The sequence below is a fragment of the Vibrio sp. H11 genome, assembly GCF_004804295.1.
Taxonomy (GTDB): Bacteria; Pseudomonadota; Gammaproteobacteria; order Enterobacterales; family Vibrionaceae; genus Vibrio; species Vibrio ostreae.
Window position 1 is genome coordinate 108,844 of record NZ_SSHN01000007.1, and the last position, 15,581, is coordinate 124,424.

Sequence of the window (15,581 nt, forward strand, 5' to 3'; positions counted from 1 at the left end):
TACTGCTAAATGGGACAGTTAGCAAAGTGTTAAAATCTCCACAACGATGATTAGATATAATTGGAGTGCGCAATGTCGGTTTTACAAAACTCGCTCAGACAAGGATACGCGCAGAAAGAAGTCGGCCGAATCGGTTTTTTACTGCTGAATAACTTCACTATGCTTGCGCTGGCTTCAGCGGTTGAACCACTAAGAATGGCTAACCAGCTTAGCGGCAAAGAGCTGTACGATTGGTACACCATCACGGAAGACGGCGAGCCGGTTTCTGCCAGTGACGGTATCAAGATTACTCCCGATGCATCAATGAGTTCAGCGCCCAAGCTGGATACCTTGATCGTAGTCGGGGGGGTAAACATTACCCGCAGTTTCACTCGACGTCAGGTGAACTGGGTGCAATCTCTGGCACGTAAGCAATTGCGTTTGGGTGGCCTGTGTACTGGTCCTTACCTGTTGGCGGAAGCAGGCGTTTTGGATGGATACGAATGTGCGGCACACTGGGAGTGTATTGCGGCTTTACAGGAAGCCTACCCACGAGTTGTATGCTCAAACCATCTGTTCGTGATTGACCGCGATCGTATGACGTGTACCGGAGGTTCTGTACCGCTGGACATGATGATCAACATGATCAAACGGGACTACGGCCATGAGTTAGCGGCGAGCATTTCTGAAATGTTCATTTGCGACAGAATTCGTGGCGAAAATGATTTCCAGCGTGTACCTCTGCGTCACGTGCTGGGCACTGCTCAGCCGAAGCTGGTCGAAGCGATTACTTTGATGGAAGCAAACATTGAAGAGACCATCGAATTGGATGAGCTGGCTATGTACGTCGGTTTGTCGCGTCGTCAGTTAGAGCGCCTGTTCCAGAAATATCTGCAATGCCCGCCGTCAAAATATTACCTGAAGCTGCGCTTGTTCCGAGCACGTCAGTTACTGCGCCAGACCTCGATGTCGATTATCGACATCGCGACCGCATGTGGCTTTGTATCTTCTCCGCATTTCAGTAAATGTTATCGTATTCACATCGGCATTTCTCCGCGTGCAGAGCGCTTAGGCCACTACGATAATGAGCTGAATACAACCCTGTTGAGTGCCGAGTTGGAAGATGATCCAACCCAGGCAGATCTTGCCGCTCTGGCAGCGTCAGATCTGCAGTCGTCACGCTCGCTGTATGAGGCACAATATGAACCTACGTATGGGTCTGTAATGGTCTAATAAACCTCCAAATTCTCCTCAGCCGCTGCTTCTCTCGCAGCGGCTTTTTTTTTATCAAAAAACGACGTACACAGTTACGCAAAAGGTGTTTGGAGTGACGTTTTCAGAACACTACTCAATGACCGGAATACCTATTCTGAGCATACGCCCATAGAACAAATAACCAGGTGAGAAGATGAACGCAAAGGAACTGCATGATGACGCTATCGTCATTGACGGACTCGTGATTGCTAAATGGGATCGCGAGCTTTTTGAAGATATGCGTAAAGGCGGACTGACCGCTGCTAACTGCACGGTCTCAGTGTGGGAAGGTTTCCAGAACACTGTAAATAACATCGTTGAAATGAACAATCTGATCGAAGCGAACAACGACATCGTGACGAAAGTGAAAACGACCAGCGATATCCGCCGTGCAAAGCAGGAAGGTAAAACCGGCATCATGATGGGGTTCCAGAACGCGCACGCGTTCGAAGACCAATTAGGCTATGTACAAGTATTTAAAGACCTTGGCGTCGGTGTGGTACAGATGTGTTACAACACCCAGAACCTGGTCGGTACCGGTTGTTACGAGCGCGATGGCGGCTTGTCTGGCTTTGGCCATGAGATCGTGGCAGAAATGAACCGCGTCGGCATCATGTGTGACCTGTCACACGTCGGTGAAAAAACGTCACGTGAAGTGATTGAAGCGTCGAAAAAACCAGTTTGTTACTCCCACTGTCTGCCAAGCGGACTAAAAGATCATCCACGCAACAAATCCGATGAAGAATTGAAATTCATTGCCGATCACGGCGGCTTTGTTGGCGTCACTATGTTTGCCCCTTTCCTGAAGAACGGCATCAACTCAACAATCGAAGATTACGTCGAAGCAATCGACTACATATTTAATTTGGTTGGCGAAGACCAAATCGGTATCGGGACCGATTTTACTCAAGGTCATGGCCAGCCGTTTTTTGAATGGCTTACTCACGATAAAGGCTATGCACGCCGGTTGACGAACTTTGGCAAGATCATCAACCCGGAAGGCATCCGTACGTTGGGTGAGTTCCCTAACCTGACAGATGCACTGTTACGACACGGCTTCTCTGAAACTCAGGTTCGTAAAATCATGGGCGAGAACTGGCTTCGCGTCTTAGGTGACGTGTGGGGCGAATAAGCTCACACACTACATACAATCGATAACTGATCAAATTTTAAAATAACGGAGTATTTGAAATGAGTGTACATGCACCTGAAATGCCAATCCTGGTCGACGACGAAACCGGCGTTTGGACCACCGACGCTCTGCCGATGCTATATGTTCCTCGCCATTTCTTTGTCAATAACCACATGGCGATCGAAGAAGAGCTGGGTCCGGACCGCTACGCAGAGATTCTGTATAAAGCCGGTTACAAATCAGCTTACTACTGGTGTGAAAAAGAAGCTGAAGAGCATGGCCTGGTTGGTGAAGAGATCTTCGCTCACTACATGAAACGTCTGTCTCAGCGCGGTTGGGGTATCTTCACTACGGAAGAGCTGGATATCGCCGCAGGTGTTGCAAAAGTTCGTCTCGACAACTCAGCATTTGTATATCAGTACGGCAAAGTGAACCGCAAGGTTGACTATATGTTTACTGGTTGGTTCGCTGGCGCAATGGATCAAATTGCGCAAAGTCTTGGCTACGACGTTAAGACCAAGGCAGTTCAAACACAGAGTGCGGCAGAAGAAGGCTGTGACTTTGGTATGTTTGAAACAACGCCAGTGGCGTAACACATTACAATTACAACGATTAGTAAAAGCACAGTCAAGGAAGACAGTCATACTCTCTAGGGGAGTATGACTGGTACAGAGGTGAAGCATGTCCCAGTTCGATATTCTGTTCCAACCATTAAAAATCAATAAGCTGACGATTCGTAACCGCATCGTTAGTACCGCTCACGCAGAAGTTTATGCCACTGATGGTGGTATGACGACCGACCGTTACGTTAAATATTACGAAGAAAAAGCCAAAGGTGGCTGTGGTCTTTGTATTTGTGGCGGCTCAAGTGTGGTCTCAATCGACAGCCCACAAAGCTGGTGGAGTTCGGTTAACCTTTCTACCGACCGTATTATCCCGCACTTCCAGAATCTTGCTGATGCTGTGCACAAGCACGGCGGTAAGATCATGATTCAGATTACTCACATGGGACGTCGTTCTCGATGGGATGGTGAAAACTGGCCAAGCCTGATGTCCCCGTCTGGCATTCGTGAGCCGGTTCACCGCGCAACTTGTAAAACGATTGAAGAAGAAGAAATTTGGCGCGTTATCGGCGATTTCGCGAAAGCAGCCGTACGTGCAAAAGAAGGTGGCCTGGACGGTGTAGAACTGTCAGCAGTGCACCAGCACATGATTGACCAGTTCTGGTCTCCTCGTGTAAATAAACGTACTGACCAATGGGGTGGCACGTTTGAAAACCGCATGCGTTTTGGTATGGAAGTACTGAAAGCAGTGCGTGAAGCTGTTGGCCCGGACTTTGTTGTTGGTATGCGTATTACCGGTGACGAATTCCATCCGGACGGTCTGGCGCACGAAGACATGAAGCAAATCGCGGCTTATTATGACGCAACAGGTCTTATCGACTACTTCGGCGTAGTAGGTTCAGGTTGTGATACTCACAACACACTGGCCAACGTTATTCCGAACATGAGCTATCCGCCAGAACCATTCCTGCACCTGGCTGCAGGTATCAAAGAAGTGGTTTCTGTGCCGGTTATCCACGCTCAGAACATTAAAGATCCAAACCAGGCTAAACGTATCCTGGAAAATGGTTATGTCGATTTCGTCGGTATGACTCGTGCGCACATCGCCGATCCTCATATCATCGCTAAGATCAAACTGAACCAGACTGACCAAATCCGTCAGTGTGTTGGTGCGAACTACTGTATCGACCGTCAGTACATGGGGCTTGATGTTCTGTGTATCCAGAATGCGGCAACTTCACGTGAATACATGGGGCTGCCTCACATCATTGAAAAGACAACTGGTCCGGTACGTAATGTCGTGGTTGTCGGTGGCGGCCCTGGTGGTCTGGAAGCGGCGCGTGTTGCGGCAGAACGTGGCCATAAAGTGACTCTGATTGAAAAAGCCGGTGAGCTGGGTGGTCAGGTAAGTATTGCAGCCAAAGCCCCACAACGTGACCAGATGGCGGGTATTACTCGTTGGCTGGCGATGGAACTGGATCGTCTGGGTGTGGAAGTGATCCTAAATACTGCAGCAAGCGCAGATTCAATTCGTGAGCTTAAGCCTGACGTTTGTATTCTGGCGACCGGCGGTACGCCGTTTATCGAACAGAATCCAGAGTGGGGCGCGGATGAAGGTCTGGTTGTTTCTTCCTGGGACGTACTGAACGGTACGGTTGAACCCGGTAAAAACGTCCTGATTTACGACACGATTTGTGAATTCTCCGGTATGTCTGCCGCTGATTACCTGACGTCGAAAGGCGCGATGGTTGAAATCGTCACTGACGACATCAAACCAGGTGTCGGTATCGGTGGTACAACGTTCCCGACTTACTATCGTAGCCTGTATGAGAAAGAAGTCATCATGACCTCTGACTTACTACTGGAAAAAGTTTACCGTGAAGGCGACAACCTGGTGGCTGTCCTGGAAAACGAATATACCGGTCAGAAAGAAGAGCGCGTAGTAGATCAGATCGTGGTCGAGAACGGTGTTCGTCCGAACGAAGCACTGTACTACGAACTGAAAGCAGAATCTGTCAACAAAGGTCAGATCGACAACGAAACGCTGTTTGCTGCCAAGCCTCAGCCAGTTCTGTCTGAATCGAACGATGGCATGATCCTGTGGCGTCTGGGCGATTGCGTTTCTCAGCGCAACGTACACGCAGCCATCTACGACGCATTGCGTTTGTGCAAAGATCTCTGATCTGAGGAGGTGCCCATGAACCTGGAGTTCCTTAATCTGGAGTTGTTACTTCCGGTTTTAGTCTCAGCCGCCAGTGTCCTGGCGGTTATCGGGATGCTACGTCGGGTGCAGCTATGGCGTCAGGGACAGAAAGAGCCAGTGGCGATCATCGCTGGCTTAAAAGCGATGCCAAAACGCTACCTGGTGGATCTGCACCACGTTGTTGCCCGTGACAAAACTATGTCAAACACGCACGTTGCCACCGCCGGCGGCTTCGTGCTCTCCGTTGTTTTAATCTTTGCTGTTCACGTCTTCGGCCTGGCACCTCAGATTCTGTCTTGGGTGTTGCTGGGTTCGCTGGCGCTGATGCTGACTGGAGCGGCGTTTGTATGGCGTCGCCGCCTGAATCCGCCTTCGCGTCTGTCGAAAGGTCCTTGGATGCGTCTGCCAAAAAGCCTGTTTGCTTTTGCGATCAGCTTTTTCCTGGTGACTCTGCCGGTTTCTGGCATTCTGCCTGAAGCGTTTGGTGGTGTGGCACTGGCGGTGATTCTGATCGCCGGCATCATCTGGGGTCTGGGTGAAATGTTCTTTGGTATGGGTTGGGGTGGTCCGATGAAGCACGCTTTCGCTGGTGCGCTTCACCTGGCATTCCACCGTCGTCCGGAGCGTTTTGGCGGCGGCCGTTCAACGGGTCTAAAGCTGGTTGATCTCGATGCTGAAAAACTCGGTGTAGAGAAGCCATCTGACTTTAAATGGAATCAGCTGCTTGGCTTTGATGCCTGTGTGCAGTGCGGTAAATGTGAAGCAATGTGCCCTGCGTTTGCAGCGGGACAACCCCTGAACCCGAAAAAACTGATCCAGGATATGGTGGTGGGCCTGGCCGGCGGTAGCGATAAAAAGTACGCCGGTAGCCCGTACCCGGGTAAAGAAGTTGGCTGTGCTCAGGGTGGCGCGCACAACCCGATCGTTAATGGTCTGGTGAATGCCGAAACACTGTGGTCATGTACCACTTGTCGTGCCTGTGTGGAAGAGTGTCCGATGATGATCGAACACGTTGATGCCATCGTTGATATGCGTCGCTTCCTGACGCTGGAAAAAGGCCAAACGCCAGAGAAGGGTGTCGAGGTACTGGAAAACCTTATCTATACCGATAACCCGAATGGCTATGCGCCGCAGCGCCGTTCACACTGGGCTGCTGACCAAGAGCTTAACCTGATGGCAGACGTGAAACGCGCGGATGTGCTGTTCTGGGTCTCCGATGGTGCGTTTGACATGCGTAGCCAACGCATTCTGAAAGCGTTCGTCAAAGTTCTGAAAGCTGCCAACATCGATGTCGCGATTCTCGGTGACGAAGAGCTCGACTGTGGTGATGTGGCGCGCCGTCTTGGTGATGATGCGACCTTCCAGCGTCTTGCTCGCCGTAACATTGAAACGTTGAGCAAATATGAGTTCAACTGCATTGTGACCACAGACCCGCACGCGTTCCACGTACTGAAGAATGAGTATCCGGATCTGTACCCTGAAGACGAGAAGCCTCAGTACCAGGTTTGGCACCATACAACGTTCATTAACCAGTTAGCAGAAAAAGGACTGATCCAATTGCGTGCCCATCAGGGTGGCAAAGTGACGTACCACGATCCTTGTTATCTGGGCCGTTACAACGGTGAATACGATTCTCCTCGATCACTGCTCAAGCAGTTGGGAATCGAACTGGCTGAAATGGAACGTTCCGGATTCCGCTCACGTTGTTGTGGCGGTGGTGGTGCGGCGCCAATCACCGATATTCCGGGCGAACGCCGTATCGCAGATATGCGTATGGATGACATCCGTGAAACCGGAGCTGAGTTGGTGGCTGTGGGTTGTCAGCAATGTACAGCGATGCTGGAAGGTGTGGTTGAACCACGCCCTGAAGTGAAAGATATCGCCGAGATTGTTGCCGAAGCATTGCTTGAAGGTGAGGCCGGATCCAGCGATAACGCTGCCCAGGTCTGGACACCTGACGCTGTTGCAGAAACCGTGTAGGAGATCAGCATGAGTGAATTTATTGTCCGACGTGACCGTCGTGCAGAATGGATTATGCGCAACCGACTGCATCCCCAGCACGACAGTTACATTACTTTACCGACCGAAGAACGCGGACCGAGCGGCCTGATTCGCCGCTACCCGCACCGGGTAGGATTTATCGGCCCGAATGGCATCAAACGTATTGACCGCCTGAACGGTACCAATGTGTCAGCTATGGGCGCTCGCAGTAAAGGCGCTGCTCAAGAGGTTGAGCTGCCACTGCATCAGGTGGCTAACCCGGACTTTTACGTTCTGGTGGTGCCGGATATGGCTGGTGGTCGTCTCTCGAGTCATGATCGTGATGTTCTGGGACAGGCGCACCAGTTGGTGAAACAACATGGTGGTAATGGCGCAGTGATGGCGGTTGTCCTGGGCTCACATCGTGAGACTCAGTTCGACACGGCGGGTGCTGATCGTCTTCTGCATCTGGATGATGAACGTTTCGACGCTTACTGTCCGGAGCTGAAGGCTGATGTACTGGCTCAGATTGATGGTCAGTTTGCGCCAAAACATTGGTTGTTCCCGGACAGCATTGCCGGCGGTTTTGAACTGGGCGCGCGCCTTGCCGCACTGATTCACGAACGTCCGGCTACTCAGGCGTGGCAGGTCAACAGTGAAGAAAGTGTTTGCCGTGCAGCCGGTGGCCGTCGCGATATTAAACGTAAAACACCACGCCTTCTGCTCCTGGCTGAAGAGTGTGCGGCTCAAATCGACGAAACGCGTCACGAAGCTCAGGCTGTGGAATTCAGCGCTGATCTTAAGCTCAAGGCGCAAATCGAAGACCTTGGTCCGATCGCGGTTGATCCGCAGGCGGTTCCTCTGGGCGAAGCGGAATTCATTCTGTCGGCGGGTAACGGTATCCACGATTGGGAGCAGTTCCATAAAGCAGCCGAAGTGCTCGGTGCAACAGAAGGCGCCAGCCGCGTGGCGGTCGATGATGGCTTTATGCCACGTAGCCGTCAGGTTGGTGCAACCGGTAGCTGGGTGACTGCCCGTGTGTATGTCGCGGTAGGTATCAGCGGTGCAGTACAGCACCTGCAGGGTATCGGTGGCTGTGAAAAAGTGATTGCGGTCAACACAGACTCTGGCTGTGACATGGTCAAACGCGCTGACTTGAGCGTGATTGTCGACAGTAACGAACTGCTGGCAGAACTGATCACGCTGATGGAGAACTACCAAAAGGAGGAGTTGAAGGATGCAGCTTAGAACTTCTGAATCATTAAATATCAGCACTCTGGTTTCGATTGGTGCGCATCCTGATTCCGGTCGCGCACGTCGGGCCATGACTGACTCGAGAGCTGTTGAGCTGGCGATGAATCTGGCGAACAGCAAACTGGAAGTCATCCATGCTGGTGACCCGCGCGATCCCGCGCTGGGTTACTACAGCGGCATGGGTCTAAGCCAAATCCGCGTACTGGCTCAGGAATCTAACGCTGATGCCATTGATACTCTGACCGAATATTTTACCGACAACATGCCCGACATCCTGTTGACAGGAACGCGCGCTGAAAGTGGTGAATCATCCGGTTTGTTGCCTTTCATTCTGGCTCAGCGTCTGCAGTGTCCGGTTGTAACCGGCATTGCGGAAATCATCAAAGTTGAAGACGGAATCGCGGAAGTGCTGCAGGCACTGCCGCGAGGTCAGCGCCGTGCGCTTAAAGTGACGTTACCTTTTGTTGCAACAGTGGATGTTGCCGCTAAAGCGCCACGACAAAGTGCATTTGGTATTGCCCGTCGTGCAGAAATCGATGTCAGCAACAGCACTGCAAACACGATTGATGAAGAGCGAATCAGTTGGGAGGAAACTCCCGCTAAACCTAAAGCTAAACGAATGAAAGTCGTAAAAGCAAAAACAGCAGCGGACCGCTTTAAAGCGGCGACTGCAAAAGCGGCCTCTTCAGGCGGTCAGGTTATGAAAGATCAGCCTGTCAGTGAAATGGCGAAGGCGGTCTTCGACCTACTGTTAGAAGAAGGTGTTATACGCCAAAAATAACGGTTCATTCGCGGTCACAGGAAGTACCGAATGAATTGGCCTTTGGGCGTGTTTAGAAGATTGATTAAATTCAAAGAGGGATCGAATGAAAACAATAGCAGGCTCTGCACCTAAGGGCCGCGCTAGTGTGTCGCGTGTCAAATATGACACTGACTACTGCGCGGGCCAGGACAATGTGAAGATCTGGGGAATGGATATTCACAACCCGGTGTTTGGTATCAGTGTCGGATTAATTTTGCTGTTCATTATTCTGACACTTGCTTTCCCGGAAGGCGCAAAAGACGTGCTGACTGTGGCACGCAACTGGTCAATCGAGAACTTTGACTGGTTGTTCATGGTTGGTTGTAACCTGTTTGTCGTGTTTTGTCTGGCACTACTGGTTTTACCTGTCGGCAAAATCCGTATCGGTGGTGTGGATGCTCGTCCGGAGTTTTCTACACTTTCCTGGTTCAGCATGCTGTTTGCTGCCGGTATGGGTATTGGCCTGATGTTCTGGAGTGTGGCGGAACCGGTTGCTTACTACACCGATTGGTACGGTACGCCGCTGAACGCCGCACCACTGACAGAGCAGGGTAAAGAGCTGGCTCTGAGTGCAACTATGTACCACTGGGGTCTGCATCCTTGGGCGATTTACGCTGTAGTCGGTCTGGCTTTGGCGTTTTTTGCTTATAACAAAGGGCTGCCTTTAACCATCCGCTCGGTATTTTACCCAATTCTGGGTGAGCGTTGCTGGGGACCTATCGGTAACTTTATCGATATCCTGGCGGTTCTGGCGACGATTTTCGGTCTGGCGACATCATTGGGCCTGGGTGCGCAGCAAGCCGCTGGCGGTCTGAGCTACCTGATGGGGACCGAAAACAGTATTGAACTCCAGATAGGCTTCATCGTTGTGGTTACCCTGATAGCCATTATTTCGGTATCACGCGGATTGGACGGTGGCATCAAAATCCTGAGTAACATGAATATGTTACTTGCGGTTGCTTTGATTGCTCTGCTGATCGCGATCGGCCCGACACTGGCTATCGGCGACACTATCGGCACTATCGTCACCGGTTACGCAGATAACTTCCTGCCGCTATCGAACTGGATTGGTCGTGAAGATGATACCTGGTTCCATGGCTGGACGGTGTTCTACTGGGCTTGGTGGGTTTCATGGTCACCATTTGTCGGTATGTTCATTGCCCGCGTGTCTAAAGGTCGTACTGTGCGTGAGTTCATTACTGCGGTACTGCTGGTCCCAACCCTGTTGACCGTTATCTGGATGGGCGTGATGGGTGGGGCTGCACTCGACCAGGTGACTCATGGAGTCGGTGAACTGTCGAATGGTATTTCAGATGTGTCACAAGCTATGTTCCAGATGTTTGATAACTTACCGTTAACAACGTTATTATCAGTAATGGCGATTGTATTGGTTCTGTTGTTCTTCGTGACCTCATCTGACTCAGGTTCATTAGTCATCGACAGTATTACCGCTGGCGGTAAAACCGATGTACCGGTTGCGCAGCGAGTGTTGTGGGCATCTCTGGAAGGGGTGATTGCAATAGCACTGTTGCTGGGTGGCGGTTCTGAGGCGTTAACGGCATTGCAGGCCGGCGCTATCACAACAGGGTTACCGTTTACTGTCGTACTGATCATTATGTGCTGGAGCTTGTACCGTGGCCTGTGTACAGAAAAACACCTGTACTAAACTGTTATAACTTAATTAGGCTGGCCGCAAGGCCAGCTTTTGATTCACCAGGGAGAGAAAAATCAATGATGTATGCAGAACTGATCGATATGGATGATTTTATGTTGGTGATGACCAGACTAGGAATTACCACAGATGAACGACGTGACTTTGAGTACGTTACTTCCCGTATTGAGCAATGGCTGAATGAAGCCAGTGAAAAAGACTCACGCGAATTTTGGCAAACGATCGACGATATTGAAGAAGATGGCATCCTGTTGCCTGACGTCGAGAATATTATCCTTTGGAGTCGTAAATTGCCGATGGCCAGCTAATACCTTTTTGCTTGCTAATACACTATTGCCAGCGAATAGACGCTGTACGGAAAGTTAAGCCACGTTCTTGTCTGAGAGCGTGGCTTTTTAGTGACTAACGTTCGCCGTTCACTTCTGCCTGTTGGTTACGTGACGGTTTTCGAGACTTTGCGCTCATACCTGTTTTCTGCCACGTCGCTTTATGTCGTTCTTTCCCCTCATCCCATTTCCTTATCAACCGTGACCTTGTAAAACACGCCACAACTGTTTTTTATCCAGTGATAACCTTGAGTAAATAGCGCTGAGGGAACAGAGCTGGGGCATATAGTTGGGTGTCTGTGCTGCTGGTTTTGGCGGGCTTTAAAAAGCTGCAGATAAAACAAGGCCTCGCATAGCGAGGCCTCAATATTATCCTGACAAGCTAGGTTTATTTGCCATCCAGGTTGGTCAGGATGCGGTCTGAATACCAGTTCAGGAAGTCGATAACGCCAAACTCGTAAGTTTTCGAGTAAGGACCTGGCTGGTAACTCAGAGAGTTGATACCACGTTGGTTTTCTTCGCCCAGAATACGGTCCTGGTCATTGGTTGCATCCCAAACCTGGCGCAGACGCTCTGGATCGTAATCCACGCCTTCTACTGCATCTTTATGCACGAACCATTTGGTGGTAACCATAGATTCCTGAGCAGAGATAGGCAGTACGCGGAATACGATGAAGTGGTCGCTCTGCATGTGGTTCCATGAGTTAGGAAGGTGCAGAATACGCAGTGAACCAAGGTGACGGTTCTGGATACGACCCAGGGTCTTAGCACTACCCTGAGAGCCGTCGATGGTCATGACTTGAGTGCCTTCTTTCAGTGGCATACGGACCAAACGGTTGCGTTTACCAAAGTTTTTATGCTCGTGCGGAATGTTTTCGTCATCCCACTCTTTAGCCATGCGGGCACAGTAGTCAAGGAACTCTTGAGATGCTCGTGGGTCAGTCGTGTCATCCCACTCCAGCAGTGTGTTCAGCAGCTCAGGGTGGCTACCGGCACAGTGGTAACATTCGCGATTATTCTCGAGAACCAGTTTCCAGTTCGCTTTTTCATACATGTTAGACTCAACAGCCAGTTTGGTGTTTTCAACGTCGTAAGGAGCCATGTATTCGTCAAGCGTTGCCAGGAATTCATCGAAGTCTGAATCCGGAGCGTTTTCGCCCAGACAAACGAAGATGAAGCCGCCTGCGGTTTTACAGTGAACTGAACGCAGTTTGTGGTCGCCGATGTTAAAGTCGTCGCCCATTTCTGTACCTGCGTACAGAAGGTTACCTTTGGTATTGTAAGTCCATTGGTGGTAAGGACATACCAAGTTGGCAACTTTGCCGCGGTGTTCTGTACAGATACGAGAACCACGGTGACGACACGAGTTATGGAAGGCGTTTACTGAACCATCAGCATCACGCACAATCAGAACTGGGCTTTGAGCAATTTCAACGGTGAAGTAATCGCCTTTTCCTGGAATTTCGCTTGTCATACCGACAAACAGCCACTCTTTGTGGAAGATTTCTTCAACATCAATACGGAACAAGAACGGGTCGTTATACAACGGACGTGGGAGTGAGTAATCCGGTTTACGGTCACTCAGTAGCTTGGTCATTTCAGTGCGAGCCATGTCCAGGTTCGCGTAGCTGATATTTAATAAGTCGTTTTGTGTCATTGCTACTGTCTTCTTCTCGGAATTGTGGGTAATACGCCCGAGTAGGGCTTCCTTGCTAATGACCCAACTCCAGCCCAAAACAACAGGGAGCGAGTATGTGTCTGACCGTATCCTGCATCAATGTAAAAACCAGCAATAGTCTATTCACGACATTAAATGATGCTGTTTGAGACAAGCCTGAAAAAAAGCCGAAATTGGTGACTTTTTTAGACAACCCAGTGTCGTAAACGGATAACTGCCTATTACGTTATGGCTAAACAATACAGCCAACCCCAAGGAGGGATAATAACTATTCAAACCGTTGCGGAGATGCCGGACATGACTACTACGAATAATGCACTCGCCACCAATGGCGCTTTTATACCCGTTACGACACAGACTTGGAGCAACGGCCGACACGTCGTCAGGTGTGTAAAGACGATTCAGGAGACGTGGGATACTAAAACCTTCTGTTTCATGGCTGAACAGCCAATTATGTTCTTCTTCAAACCAGGTCAGTTCGTGACGCTGGAATTAGAGATTGGCGGAGAGCAAATCTTCCGCTCTTATACGATCTCCAGTTCGCCATCCGTACCTTACAGCTTCTCAATCACAGTAAAACGTGTTCCGGGTGGTTTCGTTTCAAACTGGATTCATGACAACATGGATGTGGGCACTGAGCTTGCAGTGCATGGTCCGGTTGGTGCGTTTAACAGTATTGATTTCCCGTCAGAAAAAGTTCTGCTTCTATCTGGTGGTGTTGGTATTACCCCTTTGATGTCGATGGCTCGCTGGGCTTACGACACCAATACCGATGTTGATGTTGCTTTCGTACACAGTGCACGTACTCCACGTGACCTGATCTTCCATCGTGAACTGGAGTTCATGTCATCTCGTATCTCTAACTTCCATTTGCATTTGATTTGTGAGCGTCTGGAATCTGGCCAAAACTGGTCGGGTTACCGCGGTTATCTTGATGAAGCAAAACTGAAGATGATGGCTCCGGATTTTATGGAGCGCGAAGTGTTCTGTTGTGGTCCGACACCGTACATGAGAGCGGTCAAGAGCATGCTGGAAAACCTGGGTTTTGACATGGATCGCTACCATGAAGAAGCGTTCGGTCCAACTCCTGAGGCCGTCGAAGAGCAGGTTGTTCACGATGCAGAAATGGCGGCTGAAGAGGCGGATGCTATTCTGCCAAGTGACATGATTGAAGTCGTGTTTACTAATAGCGACAAATGTGTACAAATCGCCCCGGGTGAAACGGTTCACGCAGCTGCCGCTAAAGCGGGTCTTACTATCCCGAAAGCGTGTGGTATGGGTATCTGTGGTACCTGTAAAGTTAAAAAGGTCAGTGGTAGCGTCGAAATGGCCCACAACGGTGGTATCACCGATGAGGATGTCGAAGACGGATACATCTTGTCTTGCTGTAGTATTCCAAACGACAACGTTGTTGTTGAATACTAAGCAAAGTCATAGACACTGAGTCATGATAAACACCCGGTTGCAGCAATGTAGCTGGGTGTTTCAATAATGAAATGTTAATTTATAATTATGACCTTTCTTGCATACTTAGTGCTAATGTGACGCAATCTGCACCGATATAGCTAAAATAACGTGAAATATTAATATAAAACAACATGATCGCAGAATATGGGTGACTTGACCCGATTTAGGGTGAAGAGTAATTTCAGCTATCTGTGTCATATACAGTTCTCGCTCTTAACCATTTAGTCCATTAACCATTAGTTCACGGGTATGAATACCTGATTGTTTTGTCCGGGGATTCGTGTTTAGAGTTTATCGACAGCAACCTGCGGACTATAGTTACCTGAGGACGATGGTTACCTACGGACTATGGTTAAAGGACGTTGACCAGTAATTAGAATCATGCCGGAAAAAACTGCCAATTCATCTCGTTGCACATCGTCGGATGGAATAAGTCGTGTTTATCGCCAGCGTTTCGATCATGAAACCGGACTGCACATCGAACACGATCCTCTTGCTATCGAAGAACCATTGCAGATCAGTTTGCAGTGGCAGGATCCTGACTCGAAAAAACGGCATAGTGAAGAGTGGAGTGTCACTATGCGCACGCCGGGTGACGACGCTCATTTAATCCGTGGTCTGCTGTACTCACAGCAGGTGATTATGCATTTTGATCAGATTCTGGCGCTCGAGCTGGCCGATGATGAGGCGTGTAATGCTGAAAATCACTGGTTAGTGACGCTGGATCATGCTCAGGCTCACGCGATGGATAATCAGACCCGGCGTTATATCAGCCAGTCGAGTTGTGGTGTTTGCGGGGTAACTTCAATGCGGGCGCTCAGTCTGCAAAGAGAAATCAGCGTAGACAACAGCGTTGAATGGCTTGATGTTGCCACGGTTAGCGCCATGCCGGAATTACTGTCTGCTCAGCAGCCTTTATTTGCGGCAACAGGCGCGGTGCATGGTGCCGGTTACTTCGCTGACGGTAAGCTGATTGCTGTCGCTGAAGATGTCGGCAGACATAATGCGGTGGATAAACTGATCGGCAGACTGATGCATCAACAGCTGTTGCAGCCGCAGGGGATTCTGGTTTTGAGTGGTCGGGTCAGCTTTGAACTCATGCAAAAGGCTGCCATAGCGGGCATCGCTGTGGTAGTGGCAGTGGGCGCACCGTCACGTTTAGCGGTTGATATGGCGCGCCAATTTGATATGACACTTATCGGCTTTACCAAACGCCACCGGTTCAATATTTACCACGGGCATACCCGGTTGCGGTCAGTGAAATAGTGAGA

Annotated in this window: 12 protein-coding genes; 11 read left to right on the forward strand and 1 reads right to left on the reverse strand. The window is 50.0% G+C overall.

Features of this window, described 5'->3' with window-relative positions; genetic code table 11:
- Positions 1–72 precede the first annotated feature (72 nt).
- The 9 genes from E6C74_RS12565 (at position 73) to E6C74_RS12605 (ending at position 11,147) form a co-directional block, all read left to right on the forward strand.
- Positions 73–1,212 (forward strand): GlxA family transcriptional regulator, encoded by a 1,140-nt coding sequence (locus tag E6C74_RS12565; protein ID WP_136485689.1) that lies wholly within the window; start codon positions 73–75, stop codon positions 1,210–1,212.
- A gap of 175 nt (positions 1,213–1,387) precedes the next feature.
- Complete coding sequence (locus E6C74_RS12570) at positions 1,388–2,365, forward strand: dipeptidase (protein WP_136485691.1); 978 nt, start codon at positions 1,388–1,390, stop codon at positions 2,363–2,365.
- Positions 2,366–2,424: 59 nt separating this feature from the next.
- Complete coding sequence (locus E6C74_RS12575) at positions 2,425–2,958, forward strand: DUF5943 domain-containing protein (protein WP_136485693.1); 534 nt, start codon at positions 2,425–2,427, stop codon at positions 2,956–2,958.
- A gap of 88 nt (positions 2,959–3,046) precedes the next feature.
- The gene (dgcA, locus tag E6C74_RS12580) at positions 3,047–5,110 is read left to right on the forward strand and encodes a dimethylglycine demethylation protein DgcA (protein ID WP_136485695.1); all 2,064 of its coding nucleotides are present in this window, start codon (positions 3,047–3,049) and stop codon (positions 5,108–5,110) included.
- A 15-nt stretch (positions 5,111–5,125) separates the two neighbouring features.
- Positions 5,126–7,111, forward strand: a complete 1,986-nt coding sequence (locus E6C74_RS12585) for a (Fe-S)-binding protein (protein WP_136485697.1) — start codon at positions 5,126–5,128, stop codon at positions 7,109–7,111.
- 9 nt (positions 7,112–7,120) lie between these two features.
- On the forward strand, positions 7,121–8,359 hold the full coding sequence (locus tag E6C74_RS12590; RefSeq protein ID WP_136485700.1) for an electron transfer flavoprotein subunit alpha/FixB family protein: 1,239 nt from the start codon (positions 7,121–7,123) through the stop codon (positions 8,357–8,359).
- Complete coding sequence (locus E6C74_RS12595) at positions 8,349–9,146, forward strand: electron transfer flavoprotein subunit beta (RefSeq protein WP_136485702.1); 798 nt, start codon at positions 8,349–8,351, stop codon at positions 9,144–9,146. The genes E6C74_RS12590 and E6C74_RS12595 overlap by 11 nt, the downstream gene beginning before the upstream one ends.
- An 85-nt stretch (positions 9,147–9,231) precedes the next feature.
- The gene (locus E6C74_RS12600) at positions 9,232–10,833 is read left to right on the forward strand and encodes a BCCT family transporter (RefSeq protein ID WP_136485704.1); all 1,602 of its coding nucleotides are present in this window, start codon (positions 9,232–9,234) and stop codon (positions 10,831–10,833) included.
- 65 nt (positions 10,834–10,898) lie between these two features.
- A complete protein-coding gene (locus E6C74_RS12605; RefSeq protein ID WP_136485706.1) occupies positions 10,899–11,147 on the forward strand; it encodes a hypothetical protein in 249 nt (82 codons plus the stop codon).
- A 406-nt stretch (positions 11,148–11,553) separates the two neighbouring features.
- On the opposite strand, the gene E6C74_RS12610 is transcribed toward E6C74_RS12605, so the two are convergent.
- Positions 11,554–12,822 (reverse strand): aromatic ring-hydroxylating dioxygenase subunit alpha, encoded by a 1,269-nt coding sequence (locus E6C74_RS12610; RefSeq protein WP_136485708.1) that lies wholly within the window; start codon positions 12,820–12,822, stop codon positions 11,554–11,556.
- A 318-nt stretch (positions 12,823–13,140) separates the two neighbouring features.
- On the opposite strand from E6C74_RS12610, the gene E6C74_RS12615 reads away from it, so the two are divergent.
- Together E6C74_RS12615 and E6C74_RS12620 are read left to right on the forward strand one after the other, a co-directional pair.
- The gene (locus E6C74_RS12615) at positions 13,141–14,268 is read left to right on the forward strand and encodes a hybrid-cluster NAD(P)-dependent oxidoreductase (protein ID WP_136485711.1); all 1,128 of its coding nucleotides are present in this window, start codon (positions 13,141–13,143) and stop codon (positions 14,266–14,268) included.
- A gap of 423 nt (positions 14,269–14,691) precedes the next feature.
- Positions 14,692–15,576: a formate dehydrogenase accessory sulfurtransferase FdhD gene (locus E6C74_RS12620; RefSeq protein WP_136485713.1), complete on the forward strand. Its 885-nt coding sequence runs from the start codon at positions 14,692–14,694 to the stop codon at positions 15,574–15,576.
- Positions 15,577–15,581: the final 5 nt, after the last annotated feature.